This is a genomic window from Collinsella aerofaciens (assembly GCF_040926185.1).
In the GTDB taxonomy this organism is placed as follows: Bacteria; Actinomycetota; Coriobacteriia; order Coriobacteriales; family Coriobacteriaceae; genus Collinsella; species Collinsella aerofaciens_BC.
Map to the genome: position 1 here is coordinate 82,632 of NZ_JBCOIQ010000007.1, position 15,993 is coordinate 98,624.

15 protein-coding genes and 1 pseudogene are annotated in these 15,993 nt (G+C 55.3%); 5 read left to right on the forward strand and 11 right to left on the reverse strand.

Annotation, left to right across the window (positions count from 1 at the left end; genetic code table 11):
- Nucleotides 1-135: 135 nt before the first annotated feature.
- The 3 genes from AB5750_RS04905 to AB5750_RS09695 all read right to left on the reverse strand — a co-directional run bounded on the left by AB5750_RS04905 (nucleotide 136) and on the right by AB5750_RS09695 (nucleotide 2,121).
- On the reverse strand, nucleotides 136-1,107 hold the full coding sequence (locus AB5750_RS04905) for a TlpA family protein disulfide reductase (protein WP_368145552.1): 972 nt from the start codon (nucleotides 1,105-1,107) through the stop codon (nucleotides 136-138).
- Between the two features lie 29 nt (nucleotides 1,108-1,136).
- Nucleotides 1,137-1,826: a 4Fe-4S binding protein gene (locus tag AB5750_RS04910; RefSeq protein WP_438266013.1), complete on the reverse strand. Its 690-nt coding sequence runs from the start codon at nucleotides 1,824-1,826 to the stop codon at nucleotides 1,137-1,139.
- Between the two features lie 205 nt (nucleotides 1,827-2,031).
- On the reverse strand, nucleotides 2,032-2,121 hold the full coding sequence (locus tag AB5750_RS09695) for a CD1871A family CXXC motif-containing protein (RefSeq protein ID WP_022094046.1): 90 nt from the start codon (nucleotides 2,119-2,121) through the stop codon (nucleotides 2,032-2,034).
- Nucleotides 2,122-2,250: 129 nt separating this feature from the next.
- Here AB5750_RS09695 and AB5750_RS04920 point away from each other — a divergent pair, with 129 nt between their 5' ends.
- Both AB5750_RS04920 and AB5750_RS04925 read left to right on the forward strand, forming a co-directional pair.
- Nucleotides 2,251-2,943 carry a response regulator transcription factor gene (locus AB5750_RS04920; RefSeq protein ID WP_438266012.1) on the forward strand — a complete coding sequence of 231 codons (693 nt, stop codon included), beginning with the start codon at nucleotides 2,251-2,253 and terminating at the stop codon, nucleotides 2,941-2,943.
- Nucleotides 2,940-4,079 (forward strand): HAMP domain-containing sensor histidine kinase, encoded by a 1,140-nt coding sequence (locus tag AB5750_RS04925; RefSeq protein ID WP_368145549.1) that lies wholly within the window; start codon nucleotides 2,940-2,942, stop codon nucleotides 4,077-4,079. The genes AB5750_RS04920 and AB5750_RS04925 overlap by 4 nt, the downstream gene beginning before the upstream one ends.
- 113 nt (nucleotides 4,080-4,192) lie before the next feature.
- On the opposite strand, the gene AB5750_RS04930 is transcribed toward AB5750_RS04925, so the two are convergent.
- The 4 genes and pseudogenes from AB5750_RS04930 to AB5750_RS04945 form a co-directional block, all read right to left on the reverse strand.
- Nucleotides 4,193-5,227, reverse strand: a complete 1,035-nt coding sequence (locus AB5750_RS04930; RefSeq protein WP_368145548.1) for an IS3 family transposase — start codon at nucleotides 5,225-5,227, stop codon at nucleotides 4,193-4,195.
- Nucleotides 5,116-5,355: pseudogene (locus AB5750_RS04935) on the reverse strand (transposase); the annotation flags it as partial. The gene AB5750_RS04930 and the pseudogene AB5750_RS04935, both read right to left, overlap by 112 nt.
- Nucleotides 5,356-5,377: 22 nt before the next feature.
- A complete protein-coding gene (locus AB5750_RS04940) occupies nucleotides 5,378-5,872 on the reverse strand; it encodes a hypothetical protein (RefSeq protein ID WP_368145547.1) in 495 nt (164 codons plus the stop codon).
- Between the two features lie 415 nt (nucleotides 5,873-6,287).
- On the reverse strand, nucleotides 6,288-7,496 hold the full coding sequence (locus tag AB5750_RS04945) for an ATP-binding protein (RefSeq protein WP_368145546.1): 1,209 nt from the start codon (nucleotides 7,494-7,496) through the stop codon (nucleotides 6,288-6,290).
- A gap of 252 nt (nucleotides 7,497-7,748) precedes the next feature.
- On the opposite strand from AB5750_RS04945, the gene AB5750_RS04950 reads away from it, so the two are divergent.
- The 3 genes from AB5750_RS04950 to AB5750_RS04960 all read left to right on the forward strand — a co-directional run bounded on the left by AB5750_RS04950 (nucleotide 7,749) and on the right by AB5750_RS04960 (nucleotide 13,124).
- Complete coding sequence (locus AB5750_RS04950) at nucleotides 7,749-9,746, forward strand: DNA gyrase/topoisomerase IV subunit B (protein WP_368145545.1); 1,998 nt, start codon at nucleotides 7,749-7,751, stop codon at nucleotides 9,744-9,746.
- 45 nt (nucleotides 9,747-9,791) lie between these two features.
- Nucleotides 9,792-12,032: a DNA gyrase subunit A gene (locus tag AB5750_RS04955; protein WP_368145544.1), complete on the forward strand. Its 2,241-nt coding sequence runs from the start codon at nucleotides 9,792-9,794 to the stop codon at nucleotides 12,030-12,032.
- A 228-nt stretch (nucleotides 12,033-12,260) separates the two neighbouring features.
- Nucleotides 12,261-13,124: a DUF8462 domain-containing protein gene (locus AB5750_RS04960; protein WP_368145543.1), complete on the forward strand. Its 864-nt coding sequence runs from the start codon at nucleotides 12,261-12,263 to the stop codon at nucleotides 13,122-13,124.
- A gap of 109 nt (nucleotides 13,125-13,233) precedes the next feature.
- Here AB5750_RS04960 and AB5750_RS04965 read toward each other — a convergent pair whose 3' ends face one another.
- From AB5750_RS04965 to AB5750_RS04980, 4 genes are all read right to left on the reverse strand, one after another.
- Nucleotides 13,234-13,764, reverse strand: a complete 531-nt coding sequence (locus AB5750_RS04965; RefSeq protein ID WP_368145542.1) for a flavodoxin family protein — start codon at nucleotides 13,762-13,764, stop codon at nucleotides 13,234-13,236.
- 236 nt (nucleotides 13,765-14,000) lie between these two features.
- Nucleotides 14,001-15,173, reverse strand: a complete 1,173-nt coding sequence (locus AB5750_RS04970; protein ID WP_368145541.1) for an ATP-binding protein — start codon at nucleotides 15,171-15,173, stop codon at nucleotides 14,001-14,003.
- Between the two features lie 154 nt (nucleotides 15,174-15,327).
- Nucleotides 15,328-15,510 (reverse strand): restriction endonuclease subunit S, encoded by a 183-nt coding sequence (locus AB5750_RS04975; protein WP_368145540.1) that lies wholly within the window; start codon nucleotides 15,508-15,510, stop codon nucleotides 15,328-15,330.
- 43 nt (nucleotides 15,511-15,553) lie between these two features.
- Nucleotides 15,554-15,655 (reverse strand): TetR/AcrR family transcriptional regulator, encoded by a 102-nt coding sequence (locus AB5750_RS04980; RefSeq protein ID WP_218565035.1) that lies wholly within the window; start codon nucleotides 15,653-15,655, stop codon nucleotides 15,554-15,556.
- Nucleotides 15,656-15,993 lie beyond the last annotated feature (338 nt).

Consider the following 15,993-nt stretch of genomic DNA (forward strand, 5'->3'; position numbering starts at 1 on the left):
CGCATCAAAAAACGAACGGGACGGCGTCCAAAAAAGAGGCCCCAAGTGGGGCCTCTATATGGTGGAGATTATCTTGAAAGGCAGCGGACTACTCCGCACAGCGACACACGATCCTCGCGATGCTTTACGCGTTTTCTACTGCTCGCTATTCGCAATCGCCTGATCGATAAGTTTGTTGAGTGCTGCACGCTGCTCGGCGGAGCTGATGGCTCCCACGATGGGCTCCCCTACGATGTTGCCATTCTGATCGATGACATACGTTGTCGGGAACGAGAACAAATTTGACGTAAACTTACCGGCCTCGCTATCCGACTTGAACCAGATGTTCTTATATGTCACGCCCTTCTTGCTCAGCACGTCCTTGGCATCTGCAATCTCGCCCTTGTTGCCATCGAGCGTAAAGGAATTGACGCCCACGACCTGGCCGCCCTTCTTGGCAAGCTCCTTATTCAGGTCCTCAAGGTCGCCCAGCTCGCCCACGCACGGCTTGCAAGTGGTGAACCAGAAGTTCATGACGGCGACCTTGTTCTTAGAGAACAGCTCGTCGCTGCTCACGTCGTTGCCATCCAGGTCCTTGCCCGTAAAGCTGGGGAACTTCGTCGCCTCGCTCGAAGCATTGGCACCAGCCGTCATGCCAGCGGTCGAAGCGTCGACGCTCTCGCCTGCGCTCGGCGTGCTTCCACAGCCGGGGAACTCCTTCTCCAGGCTCTCGAGCTTGTCCTCGATCTCCTTGATCTGCTGTGCACCGGCCTTGAGCGTCTTAAGCTCATCCGCCGTGAACTCATCCTTGGCGCCGTCGATGGTCTTGAGCAGAAAATCGCCGTAATTGCTGCCATCATCAATCATTGCCGAGTCTTTATTTGCCGCATTGAATACCTTTTCCCACAGCGCGTTATCACTCGAAAAGATCTCGTTCTCCTTCTGCATGAGCTTCGCATACAGCTCGGCGGCCTCGTCGGCATTGGCCGGCTTCTGCGCAGTGAGTTCTGCAATCTTAGGATCGGAGCTCGCAGATTCGCTCGCATTGCCACCGGGCGCCGAACATGCCACAAGGCACAAGGCCAATACCGGCACCATAAACAGGGCCGCAATCTTAGAAAGCTTCATAGTCATTCCTCCGTTTTGTCGAAGCTTGTTTACTTTTTATCGGCGGTCAAGGGGAGCTTTTCCGCCGACACATCCAGGTCATAGCGATAGCTGATGGCATCGACGGGACAGGCCCCGATGCACTTCCCGCACCGGATGCATTCGGCATGATTGGGCGCGTGGACCACATCAACGTCCATCTGACAAACCTTTGAGCACTTGCCGCACGAGACGCATTTGCATGCATCGACCCGGATCCCCAATAGGGATACCTTATTCATGAGCGCATAGAATGCGCCGAGTGGACAAATCCATTTGCAGAAGGGGCGGTAGAACAAAACGCTCAGCACTACCACGGCAATGAGAACTGCAAGTTTCCAAGTAAAGAGATGTCCCAACGCAGATCGAATGCCGGCATTGGCAATGGCCAGCGGAATGGCGCCCTCGAGCACACCCTGTGGACAGATGTACTTACAAAAGAACGGGTCGCCCATGCCCACGTCGTTAACCACCAAGACGGGCAGCAGCACCACGGCAAACAGCAGCACGACGTACTTGATGTACGTGAGCGGCTTGAGCTTTTTCGTGGAGAACTTTTTGCCGGGAATCTTATGAAGCAGCTCCTGCAGCCAGCCAAACGGGCACAGAAAGCCGCATACAAAGCGTCCCAGCAGCACGCCGAGCAAAATGAGCGTACCGGTAACATAGTAAGAAAAGTTGAACTTGGATGAACCTACCACCGACTGGAACGACCCGATGGGGCACGCACCCGATGCCGCGGGGCACGAATAGCAATTAAGTCCAGGTACGCAGACTGTTTTTCCCGCGCCCTGATAGATGCCGCCTTTGGCAAAGTTTGGCAGGTGAATGTTGGTGACCAGCGTCGCCGCCGCCTGAATGAATCCGCGAAATCGGGCCAAAACATGCGACGCAGTGTTTTCTCTTTTATCCAATTCCGATACACTCCAAGCACAGCCTAATCGCTTTGGCCAGCACGGCATCCGCCTCGCCACGCATAACGCCAAAGCACACCATGGCAATTCCGACGATCAACAAAGCGACCTGTACCACGGGTTTTACCGCTTTGAACAACCTGACCACTCCTTTCGTAACGCGACCATTGGACCATATCGGCTATAAAATCCGTGTTAAGCGCGATTTGAAATGTGCAAGGAGACTGTTATGCGTATTTTGATCGTCGAGGACGAGCGGGCGCTGTGTGACGCAATCGCGCGCAGCTTGCGAAACTTGGCGTACAGCGTCGACTGCTGTCACGACGGACAGGAGGCGCTCGACCTACTGGACGTTGAGGCCTTCGACCTCGTGGTACTCGACCTCAACCTTCCCCGCATCGACGGCATGACCGTGCTCAGGGAACTTAGGAAAACTGACTGCGAGACTAAGGTACTGATTCTGTCCGCACGCGGCGAAGTATCCGATAAAGTCGCCGGACTCGATGCCGGCGCCAACGATTACCTCACCAAGCCGTTTCATCTGGACGAGCTTGCGGCAAGGATTCGCAGCCTTACCCTCAGACGCTTTACACAAAGCGACATAGTTTTAACCTGCGGAAAGCTCCGTTTTGACACCAAGGCGCGCATCGCTTCCGTGGACAGCGAGGCTTTATCTTTTACGCGCAAGGAAACGGGAATCTTGGAATACCTGATGCTTAATCAGGGGCGACCGGTAAGTCAAGAGGAGCTTATCGAGCACGTTTGGGATAGCAGCGTGAACAGCTTTAGCAACGCAACCCGCGTTCACATCTCGTCACTCCGCAAAAAGCTACGCAGCGCTTTGGGATACGACCCGATTCGCAATCGGATTGGAGAGGGCTACGTTATGGAGGATAGCGAATGAAAAGGCTTTCGCTGCAATGGCGCATAACGATTATGACGGCGCTGCTCACGTGCGCAGCGTGCGTGTTGACGAACTGCCTGGTCGGCTATACGGGCATGCGCTACATGGATGCCATCGGCAGTGACATCTCGGCCTTTACCGCTACCGGCGCGGATTCGCCCCAGGCGTTTGACCCAACACAAGCAGCCCTCGATGACGAGGTCACGGTCGTCGTAAACGACGCACAAGAGTCTTTTGGCACGACAACCTGGTACATCACGGCTGGAGTCACACTCCTTGGCGGCGCGCTGGCATACTTTGTGAGCGGCCGTGCACTCAAACCGCTGCGGGCTTTTGCGGCCCAGGTTGAGCGCGTGCAGCCTGACAACCTAAGCGAAATTAAGCTCAGCGAAGATGTGCCCACCGAGCTACAACGATGCAGCGCCTCTTTCAACGACATGATTGCCCGTCTTTGCGAAGGGTTCTCTGCACAGCGTCAGTTTACCGGCAACGCCGCACACGAGCTGCGCACCCCGCTCTCCCTTATGCAAGCACAGATTGAACTATTCATCTCTGAGCACTCCGGTTTGCAACCCGAAACAGCCGAGCTGCTCGGCCTGCTACAAGAACAAACCGAGCGCATGTCTCGAATGACCAAGGTATTGCTCGAGATGAGTGAGCTCCGCAGCGTTCCTTGCGAGGACGATGTGGAACTTGGCCCCTTGTCCGAAGAGGTCCTCACCGATCTTGCACCACTTGCCGAAAATAGGGGCATAGCCCTCAATTGTGCTGGAGACGCTTTAGTAATCGGAAGTGATACGCTCCTCTATCGGCTGGTGTTTAATCTGGTCGAAAACGCCATCCGTTACAGCCGCTCCGGCTCGACTGTCAACGTCTCCATCTGCGACAACGACAGCCATGTGCTCCTGCGAGTCAAAGATGAGGGCCCGGGAATACCCAAGCAGTACCGTGAGAGCATCTTCCAGCCGTTCTTTCGTCTAGACAAATCCCGCAGCAGGGCATATGGCGGCGCAGGACTCGGGCTAGCGCTTGTTTGGGAGATTGCAGCGCTTCACGGTGGCACGGTAGAGGTCGAAGCAAATTCCGAGAACGGAACCGTGATGCTCGTGACCCTCTCAAAGGGGGCCACCACGTGATCCGACTGTCCAGGAGTCCCACTCGACATTGTGAAACGCGTCCCAAAACTTGGACATGAGAAATGGGAGACAGTGGAGTGGGAAGGATAAACTGGACTTTCTTTTAAGGATCCTCAAGCGTATTGCCGCTCGTATTCCACTGGAGACATGTAGCCCAGGGTGGAATGCATGCGCACCCTATTGTAATAGAGCTCTATGTACTTGAAGATGTCCTGCTTGGCCTCGTCCCTCGTCCCATAGCTCCTCTCTTTCACCAATTCCCTTTTCAGCGCCTTGAAGAACGACTCGGCCACCGCGTTGTCCAGCGGCGTGCCGGGCCTTGATACCGACTGGACTATGCCATGCGAGTCCAGACACCGCTGGAAGGAACGGGAGGTGTACTGCGCGCCCTGATCGTCATGGAAGACGAGGCTGCCGTCATCTGGCGGACCCTCCCTGCCGACCGCCTGCTCCATCGCGTCGATCGCGACCTTCTCGGTGATGCGCTCGGACATCGACCAGCCCACGACCTTGCGGGAGAAGGCGTCTATCACGGCTGCGAGATAGAGCCACCCTTCTCTTGTGGGTATGTAGGTGATGTCGCCCACCCAAAGCCTGTTGCGCTCGCCCACGGTGAAAGCGCGCTCTACCAGGTTCAACCGAGGGTCTCCCGGCTCGACCTTCTTCTGGATGCGGTGTTTTCGGGTCGCGCCCTTTCCGGCAAGTCCGAGCTTCTGCATGATGCGGAGCACGCGCTTCTCGCTCACGACGATGCCGCTTTTTCGCAGTTCGCGGTTGATGCGCCGGTAGCCGTAACGGCCCTTGTGCCGCTCGAAGGCCTCGACGACGAAACCTTCGATCGCCTCCCGCTCTATCTGGGCGTCGGACTTCTTCCGGCCGAGATACTCGTAGAAACCGGATTTCGAGACTTTCATCAGCCCGCATGCCTTCTTGATGGGGCCGATCTCGCCCCTATGCTCTTTGAGGAACTCGAACCTCACGCATGGTCTTGACTCAAGAAGGCCCGGAAATTTTTTAGTATCTCGTTCTCGCGCTCGAGCTCCTCGACCTTCTTCTTGAGCTTCACGATCTCGTAGTCCTTGTTGATCTTCGGGGAGCCGTTTCCGGGGAACGCGCCGTCTCCCATCTCCTCGTATTCGCGGGCCCATCTTCTCAGCGTCGAATCCTTTATGCCGAGTTCCTCCGATAGGCCTTTGACCGTCATTTCCCCGGACAGGACCACCTTTGCCGCCGAGACCTTGAACTGCCTGTCGTATCGCTTTCTTCTTTGGGTCATCTTGAACACCTTTCGCTCTTAACTAGGTGTCCAATTCATCATACCCACTCCAGTCTTCGCCCGGGCCGATATCTGGCCTCTTGGAAAGATCGATGCCCTCGTGAAGCTCATCGGGAGCCTCGCTTGCAACGTAGTCGAGCACGGCCGCCTTGCCAAAAGTAAACAACGGGTCGCCTGCCTCAAGATCGCCCTGGGCAGCATGCACGTTAAAGGAGTTAAACGTCCTGTTCTTTGCATTGTTGTTGGTGATCTTGACGTGCAGGTAAAAGCCGTCCTGCAGCTTAGCGTCACCGCGATAGAACGTACCGTGAGCCACCGACTCATAGGTAATGCCAGCCACCTCGACCGTCTGCGAATCATAGGTCTTGGCCTTCTTGGACTTCTCCTGCACAGAGCCGTTCCCGCCCGAGCCACTCGGCGCATTGCCGCCGCAGCCAGCAAGCGTACACGCCAGCACGGCCGAAAGCATCACAGCGGGAATTCCTAACAGCAGCTTCCTTGTCACGGGCTTCATCATCCTCACCGCTCCTTTCGGCTTGCAGCTCATCCGTTGCCCGAGTCGCAAGTCGACTCCGTGACATCGGCTTCCACTATGAGCGTATGACGAAATGCGGCACAGGCGAAGTGACCCGTGGCCCAACTAGCAACCGCCCAGCATCCCCTATGGACCAAAATGGCTCATATACGCACGCCCTCGGCCCATAAAATGAGACGCCTGTCCCAATGTTCGATTTGAGCCATCCACGCGGCACTTTTCGACAAACGTATCAAGCCGCAAACAAAATGAAGCGGGCTCATCCGTCTTCAAACTTACTCGGGCAGAAACGAGTAAGTGGAATTCATCGGTAAGGAGCGTGGGCTCACCCGCATTATTAAGAAGACCCTCAAGGCGCCCGAGCAGCGCAATGATTTAGATAGGCGTCCACCGCCCGCTATTCGACATCCGACCCCTCCCCCATCAACCATCGGGCGAGGTCGACCACCTTAATCCCCTCATAATCAACAGCCTCGTGCTTTGTTCGCGCAATGAGCATCTTGGGATACGCATCACGTATCGCAAGCAGAGGTGCCACTTCGCGCTCAAAGGTTTCCTGACGCGAAATGTCATCGCTAACTTGGATATACACTCGCTCATCGCGACGAATTGCCACGAAGTCGATTTCCTTCTTATAAAGCACCCCGATATAGATTTCCCAACCGCGTCTTAGGAGCTCTAAAGCGACCATATTTTCATATACATGCCCGAAGTCGAGTTTTTTAGTTCCAAGTTTTGCGTATCTGATTGCATGATCCGATAAATAGTATTTATCACCCGAAGCGAGGTACTTTTTACCGCCTACGTCATAGCGGCGCACTCGATAGAACGCAAAGGCCTGGCATAAAAATCCGAGGTACTGGGCGAGCGTTGCCACGGAAACGCGCGTTCCGGCAGCATCCAGCGCAGCCGCAATCCCACTAACAGAAGATATGTTACCGATATTGTCCATTAGGAAATCGCATGCACGTTCTAGTTGCACTTTGTTACGAACCCCATGCTTTTCTTCCACATCACGCAAAACCAAGACATCTAGCACGTTCGCAATATATCGATAGCGAGCTCGCTCGCTAGGATACAAATACGAGCCAGGCATTCCGCCCTCTCTCAAATATCGGTCAAGCGCTTCGTCCGGGTTATGAATTCCGTGATATGTCGAAAACTCAAGCAACGAGAACGGAAATACTTCGACCTCATATGTCCGCCCGCGAAAAAGCGTCGCCAAGTCACTCGAAAGCAAGAAAGCGTTGGAGCCAGTAACGTAGATATCGTATTTACCCGATGCATGAAGGCTGTTGACCGCTTTTTCGAACCCAACGCAAGTTTGCACCTCATCAATCATCACAATGTTATCGAGGCCCTCGCAATAGCTTTCCTCAACGTAGCGATGCAATGCTCGATAATCCGTTAGTTCCTCGAATTCGAGGAGATTGAAATTGATGCGGATAATATTGGCATCGGGGCCGGCCTCACGAATGCGATCGGCAAGAGCTTCCAGTAGAACAGATTTGCCGCACCTACGAATGCCGGTAATAACCTTGATGTCCGGCGTTCCCTTAGCGCCAAGAAGCGCTTCCATATATTGAGGACGTTCGATAATCTTCATATCATCACCGTTCTATTAAATAAAAGCTCTTCTGATTCGTTTTTGTTTAGTATATATGAGGTTCTACTAAATGGAATCAAATATCTATTGATTTCATTCAGCTATTTTTTCCAATATCGTATTATCAGTCTATATACTCCGAACGATTGTTCGATGGATTTCGTGTTGGTTGGAATCGCCTGTGGGCTGGGCTATGCTACCTTGACTATCTATATGACTTAAACGCAGCAAGGGAGCACCGAGAGAGCGAGTATGGCAAAAAACACCGCAAACTATGGTAACGACAGTATCCGCCAGCTCAAGGACGAGGAGCGCGTACGCCTGCGCCCCGCCGTTATCTTTGGCTCGGACGGGCTCGACGGCTGCGCGCATGCCGCCTTCGAGATCCTGTCCAACGCCGTTGACGAGGCACGCCAGGGCTACGGCAAGCTCATCACCCTTACCGCTTTTCGCGATGGCTCTATCCAGGTAGAGGACAATGGCCGTGGCTGCCCGCTCGACTGGAACCCTTCCGAGAAGCGCTTTAACTGGGAGCTCGTCTTCTGCGAGCTCTACGCCGGTGGCAAGTATAACAACAACCAGGGCGGCGACTACGACTTCTCGCTCGGCACCAACGGCCTGGGCTCCTGCGCGACCCAGTACGCTTCCGAGTACATGGACGTCACCGTCTGGCGTGACGGCAACAAGTACTCCTTACACTTTAAAAAGGGCAAGGTTGTCGGCGCCAAGAAGAAGGCACTCGAGATTGAGCCCAGCGACGAGGACCGCACCGGCACCACCATCAAGTGGCGCCCCGATCTTGAGGTCTTTACCTCAATTAGCATTCCCCACGATTGGTATCGCGAGACCATGCGTCGTCAGGCCGTGGTCAACGCCAACGTGACCTTCCGTCTGCGCATCGAGGGCGACGATGGCGAGTTTTCCGAAGAGGACTTCTGCTATCCCAAGGGCATCGAGGACTACGTGCTCGAGAAGGTCGGCACCGACTACCTTACCGAGCCCTTCTTTATCGAGGCCGACCGTCGCGGTCGCGATCGCGAGGACCTGCCCGACTACAACGTAAAAATCACTGCTTGCATGTGCTTCTCGCGCACTTTCATGATGCAGGAGTACTACCACAACTCATCGTGGCTCGAGAACGGCGGATCGCCCGAGAAGGCTGCCCGCAGCGCTCTGACCAGCGCCATCGATGCCTACATCAAGCAACAGGGCAAGTACAACAAAAACGAGAGCGGCATTAAGTGGCAGGACGTCCAGGACTGCCTGGTACTGGTGACCAACTGCTTCTCCACCCAGACGTCCTACGAAAACCAGACTAAGAAGGCCATCAATAACCGCTTTATCCAGCAGGCCATGACGGCATTCTTTAAGGAGCGCCTCTCGACCTACTTGATCGAGAACAAAGACGCCGCCAACAAGATTATGGAGCAGGTGCTCATCAACAAGCGCTCGCGCGAGAATGCCGAGAAGACGCGCCAGAGCATCAAGACCAACCTGCAGCAGAAGACCGACATGGCCAACCGCGTGCAGAAGTTCATCGACTGCCGCTCCAAGGACAGGAGCCGTCGCGAGATCTACATCGTAGAGGGCGACTCGGCAGCAGGCGCCATTCGCACCTCGCGCGATGCCGAGTTCCAGGGCGTTATGCCCGTCCGCGGTAAGATCCTCAACTGCCTGAAAGAGGACTACCCGCGCATCTTTAAGTCCGACATCATCATGGATCTCATGCGCGTGCTGGGCTGCGGTGTGGAGATCAAGGACAAGCGCATCAAGAACCTTGGCGCCTTCGACCTGGACAACCTCAACTGGAACAAGGTCATCATCTGTACGGACGCCGACGTCGACGGTTATCACATCCGTACGCTCGTGCTCACCATGCTCTACCGCCTGGTGCCCACGCTTATCGACGAGGGCTACGTGTATATCGCCGAATCACCGCTCTACGAGATCAACTGCAAAGAAAAGACCTACTTTGCCTACACCGAGCTCGAGAAGAACGGCATCCTCAAAGAGATCGGCGACCAGAAGTGTTCCATCAACCGCTCCAAGGGTCTTGGCGAGAACGATCCGGACATGATGTGGCTCACCACCATGAACCCCGAGACACGTCGCCTGATCAAGGTTGAACCCGAGGACGTCACCAAGATGGAGACCATGTTCAACCTGTTGCTGGGCAACGACGAGGCAGGCCGCAAGCGCCATATCTCCGAGCACGGCAAGGAATACCTGGACCAGCTGGACCTGCAGTAGCAGCAAATCGATAACGACGGCCCATAAGAAGTTCAAGAGGATATCGTGGCAAAGAAGAAGACGAAGAACCAGCCAAAGAAAAAGCAGGTTAACGCCGAGAACGTCATCGGCCTGCACTCCGAGGTCACCGATCAGCCGATCACGCAGACGCTCGAGGTCAACTACATGCCCTACGCCATGAGCGTCAACGTCTCGCGTGCATTCCCCGAGATCGACGGCTTTAAGCCCTCGCACCGCAAGCTGCTCTACACCATGTACAAGATGGGTCTGCTCAAGGGCGAGCGCCAGAAGAGCGCCAACATCGTGGGCCAGACCATGAAGCTCAACCCGCACGGCGACGCCGCGATTTACGAGACGATGGTGCGCCTGGCGACGGGCAACGAGGCACTGCTCGCCCCCTTCGTGGAGTCGAAGGGCAACTTTGGCAAGTACTATTCGGGCGACCTGAGCTACGCCGCCTCGCGTTATACCGAGGCCAAGCTCTCCCCCATCAGCGCCGAGATCTTCAAGGACATCGACAAGGATCCGGTCGACTTCGTTGACAGCTACGACGGTGCCATGAAGGAGCCGCGCCTGCTGCCCACCACGTTCCCCAACATCCTTGTCTCGGCCAACAAGGGCATCGGCGTCGCCATGGCGTCCGACATCTGCGGTTTCAACCTCAACGAGGTCTGCACCGCCACCATGCATTACCTGCAGGATCCCGACTGTGACCTGCTCGAGTACATGCCCATGCCCGACTTCTCGACCGGCGGTGAGATTATCTACCGCCGCGAGGAGATGGAAAAGATTATCGAGACCGGCCTTGGCAGTTTCCAGATCCGCTCCCGCTGGCGCTGGATTCCCGAAGAGCGCATCATCGAGGTCTACGAGATCCCCTACACCACCAAGACCGATGTCATCATCGAACGCATCGTCAAGCTCTCCAAAGAGGGCAAGGTCAAGGAGATTGCCGACATCCGCGACGAGACCGATCTCTCGGGCCTGCGCATCGCCATCGACCTTAAGCGCGGTGTCGACCCCGACAAGCTCATGGCCAAGCTCTATCGCTCGACCACGCTGCAGGATTCGTTCTCGTGCAACTTCAACGTGCTCGTCGACGGCTATCCACGTGTTATGGGCGTGCGCCAGATTCTGCACGAGTGGGTCAAGTGGCGTATTGAGTCCACGCGTCGCCGCATTAACTTTGACCTGGGCAAAAAGTCCGAGCGCCTGCACCTGCTGCACGGCCTCGAGGCGATTCTGCTCGACATCGACAAGGCCATCGCCATCATCCGCGGCACCAAGCTCGAAGCCGAGGTCGTGCCCAACCTTATGAAGGGTTTCGACATCGACGAGACCCAGGCCGAGTTTGTTGCCGAGCTCAAGCTCCGTAACATCAACGAGGAGTACATCCTCAACCGCACCAAGGACATCGCTAAGCTCGAGGGTGAGATCGCCGAGCTTGAGGAGATCCTCTCCAGCGAGGAGAACATCAAGAAGGTCATCAGAGACGAGCTGGCCGCGGTCAACAAGAAATACGTGATGCCGCGCCGCACGGGCAGGATCGAGCCCCATGAGGTTATCGAGGTAAGCTTGGAACCCGAGGTCGAGGAGTACCCGGTCACCATCATGCTCTCGCGCGACGGCTACCTTAAGAAAATGACAGACCGCGTGCTCAAGAAGGCCACTACGCTCAAGTACAAAGACGGCGACAAACCCTTTATCGAGTTCCCGTCCTCCAACACCCACGAGCTGCTGGTCTTTACCAACAAGAGCCAGGTGTACAAGTGCAAGGTTGCGGCGTTTGAGGACACCAAGTCGGCCCAGCTGGGCTCGTACCTGCCGACCGATCTTGAGATGGAACCCGACGAGAGCGTCATCTGGGTCATCGACCCCGAGGACTACAAGGCCGACGTGCTGTTCGTCTTTGAGAACGGCCGCGTGGTGCGTGTCGCACTTGCCGGATATGTTACCAAGACCAACCGCAAACGCCTGAAGAACGCTATCTACGGCGGCAGCAAGCTGCTGTATGCCCAGGTGCTCAAGGAAGATCGCGACATCGCACTGGTCTCGAGCGACTACCGCCTGATGAACTTCAACACGTCGCTGCTCAAGACCAAGACGACCACCAACACGCAGGGTGTCCAGGCCTTTACCGCCAAGAAGGGCCGCTCGGTCACCACCGTCGGCACAACCGAGGAAATCCTTGGCGCCGGCGTCTCCGCCGAGAAGTTCACCACGCAGAGCCTCCCCTCCGCCGGCGCCCTCATGAAAGAAAACGACATGCCGAGTCTGTTTGACTAGGACGACGGCAGAACCGCCATAGTTTTACAAAGCAGCGGGGCCCGGAGCGCAGCAATATCGCGCCCCGGGCCCCGCTCGTTGCGGAGGTCATCCTCGGAAATGTCGACGATACGGGGGCTTCCCGCACCGTCCTAAGCCGTTAGCAAAACTCGCAAAAGTTAGCAAAAGTTGCAAAAATTAGCAAAACTTGCAAAGGAGCCACCACGGAGTACAGCAAATGGCTCCGCCATGCCAGGCATGCTCGAAGATATTATCGAGCGAACCAAAGAAGCGGCAGATAGCTACCTTTCACAGTCTCACGCGCGCATGAACGGCGTTCAAATTGGTCCAGTGGGCATCGATTGGACATATGTTCAAGAAGCCCAGGGCAACTGGCGCACGTGCATGAATGGCATCTTCAGGCAACTCGAGAAGCATGGCATCGGGCTTCTCATCACCATCGATGAAGTCACCGTCGATCTCGAAGAAATGCTTCAATTTGCCTCTGTTTACCAGCACTTTGTACGCGAAGGTAAAAAAGTTGCCCTACTCATGGCAGGACTGCCCTACAAGGTATCGGCGTTGCTGCGTAACGATTCCGTCTCGTTCCTCAGGCGTTCCCAATATCATCAGTTGGGACGAATTACTGACGTTGAAATTGCAAACGCATTCCGCAAAACCGTTGAGGCCGGAGGCCGCTCAATCACGCCAGAAGCGCTCGAGGATGCCGTGAAGGCCGTCGACGGATTTCCCTATATGATGCAGCTCGTCGGATATCGCACATGGGATGTTTCGGAGAACTCGCCCAAAATCAGTGCACCTGATGTACAGCAGGGTTCTCTGCTTGCCCGCATGGAGCTGCGCGATCGAATTCTCGAAACGACCTATCGAGAGCTTTCCGATAAAGACATTGAGTTTTTGCTCGCGATGCTGCCCGATTCTGGCCCCAGCAGGGTCTCGGAGATAGCCAAACGCATGGGCGTCGCCAGCAACTACACAAGCCAATACAAACGCCGCCTCCTGGAGGACGGCGTCATTGGAGAGCGCGGGCGTGGTCTCGTTGGCTTTGACATTCCCGCGTTCAGGGAATTCTTGAACGAGAAGGCGTTTTAGCACGCCGGAATTGTCCGCGGAAGCATCAACGCATGGCAATCAGCATTCCTCTTGGTAAGGATAGCAAGCATTTTCCACCAACACCGATTGCCATGCGTTCTTCTTGTCCTTAGGCGAGCTTGCGAGCGAGCTCTCGCACCTCTTCCAACTTGGGCGAGGAGGCCATGCTGTCGCGCTCGGTCATGCCGCTAATGGTGACAATGCCCTGGTCCTCCCACTTGCAGTACGCGCATGTGGCCCTATACATAGCAATCGCCGCATCATAGACGCCCTCGCTGTGGCTATCGAGCAAAAGGGCCGTCTTGGTGAACGGGAAGCCTGTAGCACCGAAGGCGTACAGGCGGTCGATGGCGGCCTTCTCCTGCGCAGTGATATCAAACCAGTAGATAGGCGAAGCGAAGACAACCATATCGGCGCCTTTCAGCGACTCGATCACGTCGGCCATGTCATCCTTCTGCACGCAAGTGCCCTCATGGGCGAAGCAATACTGACACCCCAGGCAACCAGCGATTTTCTTGCTGGCAACACGGACGACCTCGACCGTATTGCCGCCCTCACGCGCGGTCTCGGCAAACGCCTCGACCATGGTGTCGGTATTGGCGCCCTTGCGCGGGCTACCACTCAATACAACGATATTCATAAGAATCTCCCTCCTTCATGCCGCAGGCGCGCGGCATATTTTTTGTTTTAACCAAAACAGATGGAGCTATGCAGTCGCCTCGTTTCAGCTACTTCCACTTAGTAATAGGAGCCACTGGTCAAAAGCCTGTCAACATCAAAACAAGTTTTCAATCTATCGATTCTACGTGAGGCAATGGTCCCCATTTGATGCCCGCACTGTTTGCGCACTAGGGAGCAAAAGAATCTGGCCGCCGCTCAAATAAGATCACCGCCATCTTGCATAAACGACGCCATGTTAAGGTGCCTGACGCCATCCCTCTCCTGCAATAGAGGATCAAGCGTGAACAAGTAGCGCGGATACCCATCCCTGATGTGGCCGAACGGCCTGTACTCGCGCTCCTCGACGCCTCTGTCGGCAATCGACATAGAGACCTGGATGTAGGCGTAAGCATTGCGCCTACGAGCGATGAAGTCACACTCGAGCTTCCCAATACGGCCCATAGAAAGCTCGTACCCGCGCGATGCAAGATAGAGGTAGAGCACGTTCTCCAACGCCGGCCCGTAGTTAATCCTCGCATCCGTGTTCATGGCGAAATAGAAGCCGGGATCAGCCAGGTAGTACTTCTCTTCGCGGATAAGCGATCGCCGAGACTTGAGATCGAACCTCGAGCAGCGATAAAGGATCTTCGCGTCAACAAGAATCTGGATATACCGATTGAGCGTTTCGCGCTTGATGGGAATCTTCTCGACATCATTGAAGTACGCAAGGAGGTTCTTCAGGTTCGTCGGCGCACCAAAGTTGTTGATGAGATACGTCTGGACGGCATCGAAAACCGAGACATTCTTAATCTTGTTCGAATGTTTGACGTCCTTTTCAAAGATCTCATGAATAACACTCTTGATATAGGTGCGCTTTTCATCCTCGCCCTCATACTCCAACGCTTTGGGAAATCCTCCAAGGGTCAGGTACTCGGTAAACTCTCCTACGAGAACGTCATTGACAGGCTTGCCGAGAAAACGCTTCATATCGATATATTCCGCAAAGTCGAGTGGGAACACTTCGAACTCGATATAGCGACCCGTCAGCTTTGTAACAAGCTGCCCAGAAAGCAGATATGAATTCGAACCGGTAATGAAAATGGACCAACCGCCATCTGTCCGGTAGCCGTTGATGAGCAGCTCGAATTCCTCTACGTTCTGAATCTCATCGATGAAGAGGTACTTCGTCTCCTCAGTGTCTGCTGAGGTCGACATGTCAATCAGATTTTCGAGCTCATCGGTCGTCTTGACCTTCCTGTTCTCCCGTGAGTCGAGGTCGATATAGATGATGTGGTCGCTCGCTACACCGGATTCCACAAGTTCGCCTGCGATTGATTGCATGAGGCAGGATTTACCACACCTGCGAACACCGGTGATTACCTTGATCATCCCGTCATCGTGGTAGAAACCACGCATTTGCTTCAGATACTTTTCACGTCGGTATATACGCAAGATGCACCCCCTTTTTTTAGTGTCAATTTTATCAGTTATGGGGGTACTTTTTTACATTTTATAAAAAAGCGTACCGATAACTTATTCTCACTTAGTTTCGGAAGTCGAGCAGGCGGTCGCGGTAGTACCCGTACTGCGCCCGGCGTGCCTCGATCTCGGCAGGGATACCGTCGGTGAGCGATTTCGTTAGGGTGTCGAAGCGGTCGAGGATGTCGACGACCTTCTGCTGGGTGCCGATGGATGGGGCGGGAATCTCGACCCTCGATAAGTCCACAGGCGCGGCTTCGATTACCTTTTTCGGTTTAGCGTATTGCTCTTCAGATCATCGTGGTGTGCTCGTAGCCGCGCTCCACGAGGAGCCGCTCGGCAACGTCGAGAATCTTCTCGACCGTCTCCTCCGGGTACTTATTGCGTGCCACGGGCACCTCCGTCCTTGTTATCGCGATAAACATACCATGAGTGGCGTACAGGTCGAGAAGGGCTGGCGCCAAAAGAGCCCAACGGCCGTTACGGCTTCGTTAGAAACGCGCCCCACCATGGATGGTGAACCCGAAAGGCAAGGCGCGCGGGCACGGCGACTCGGCCCGTGCGCCCGGAAGAGAAAGGACGAACCCATGGGTTACATGCTCGAGACGCGCGGGCTCACCAAGCGCTTCGGCCGCGGCGACCAGGCGCAGGAGGCCGTGGCCGACGTGAGCCTTCATATCCGCGAGGGCGAGGTGTACGGGCTGCTCGGCCCCAACGGCGCCGGCAAGTC

Excerpts from the sequence above, each read along its gene's own strand:
- AB5750_RS04905 (WP_368145552.1), bottom strand. The coding sequence starts at position 1,107 with ATGAAGCTTTCTAAGATTGCGGCCCTGTTTATGGTGCCGGTATTGGCC.
- AB5750_RS09695 (WP_022094046.1), bottom strand. The coding sequence starts at position 2,121 with ATGGTGTGCTTTGGCGTTATGCGTGGCGAGGCGGATGCCGTGCTGGCC.
- AB5750_RS04920 (WP_438266012.1), top strand. The coding sequence starts at position 2,251 with ATGTGCAAGGAGACTGTTATGCGTATTTTGATCGTCGAGGACGAGCGG.
- AB5750_RS04925 (WP_368145549.1), top strand. The coding sequence starts at position 2,940 with ATGAAAAGGCTTTCGCTGCAATGGCGCATAACGATTATGACGGCGCTG.
- AB5750_RS04930 (WP_368145548.1), bottom strand. The coding sequence starts at position 5,227 with ATGGGCCCGCGAATACGAGGAGATGGGAGACGGCGCGTTCCCCGGAAA.
- AB5750_RS04940 (WP_368145547.1), bottom strand. The coding sequence starts at position 5,872 with ATGATGAAGCCCGTGACAAGGAAGCTGCTGTTAGGAATTCCCGCTGTG.
- AB5750_RS04945 (WP_368145546.1), bottom strand. The coding sequence starts at position 7,496 with ATGAAGATTATCGAACGTCCTCAATATATGGAAGCGCTTCTTGGCGCT.
- AB5750_RS04950 (WP_368145545.1), top strand. The coding sequence starts at position 7,749 with ATGGCAAAAAACACCGCAAACTATGGTAACGACAGTATCCGCCAGCTC.
- AB5750_RS04960 (WP_368145543.1), top strand. The coding sequence starts at position 12,261 with ATGCCAGGCATGCTCGAAGATATTATCGAGCGAACCAAAGAAGCGGCA.
- AB5750_RS04965 (WP_368145542.1), bottom strand. The coding sequence starts at position 13,764 with ATGAATATCGTTGTATTGAGTGGTAGCCCGCGCAAGGGCGCCAATACC.
- AB5750_RS04970 (WP_368145541.1), bottom strand. The coding sequence starts at position 15,173 with ATGATCAAGGTAATCACCGGTGTTCGCAGGTGTGGTAAATCCTGCCTC.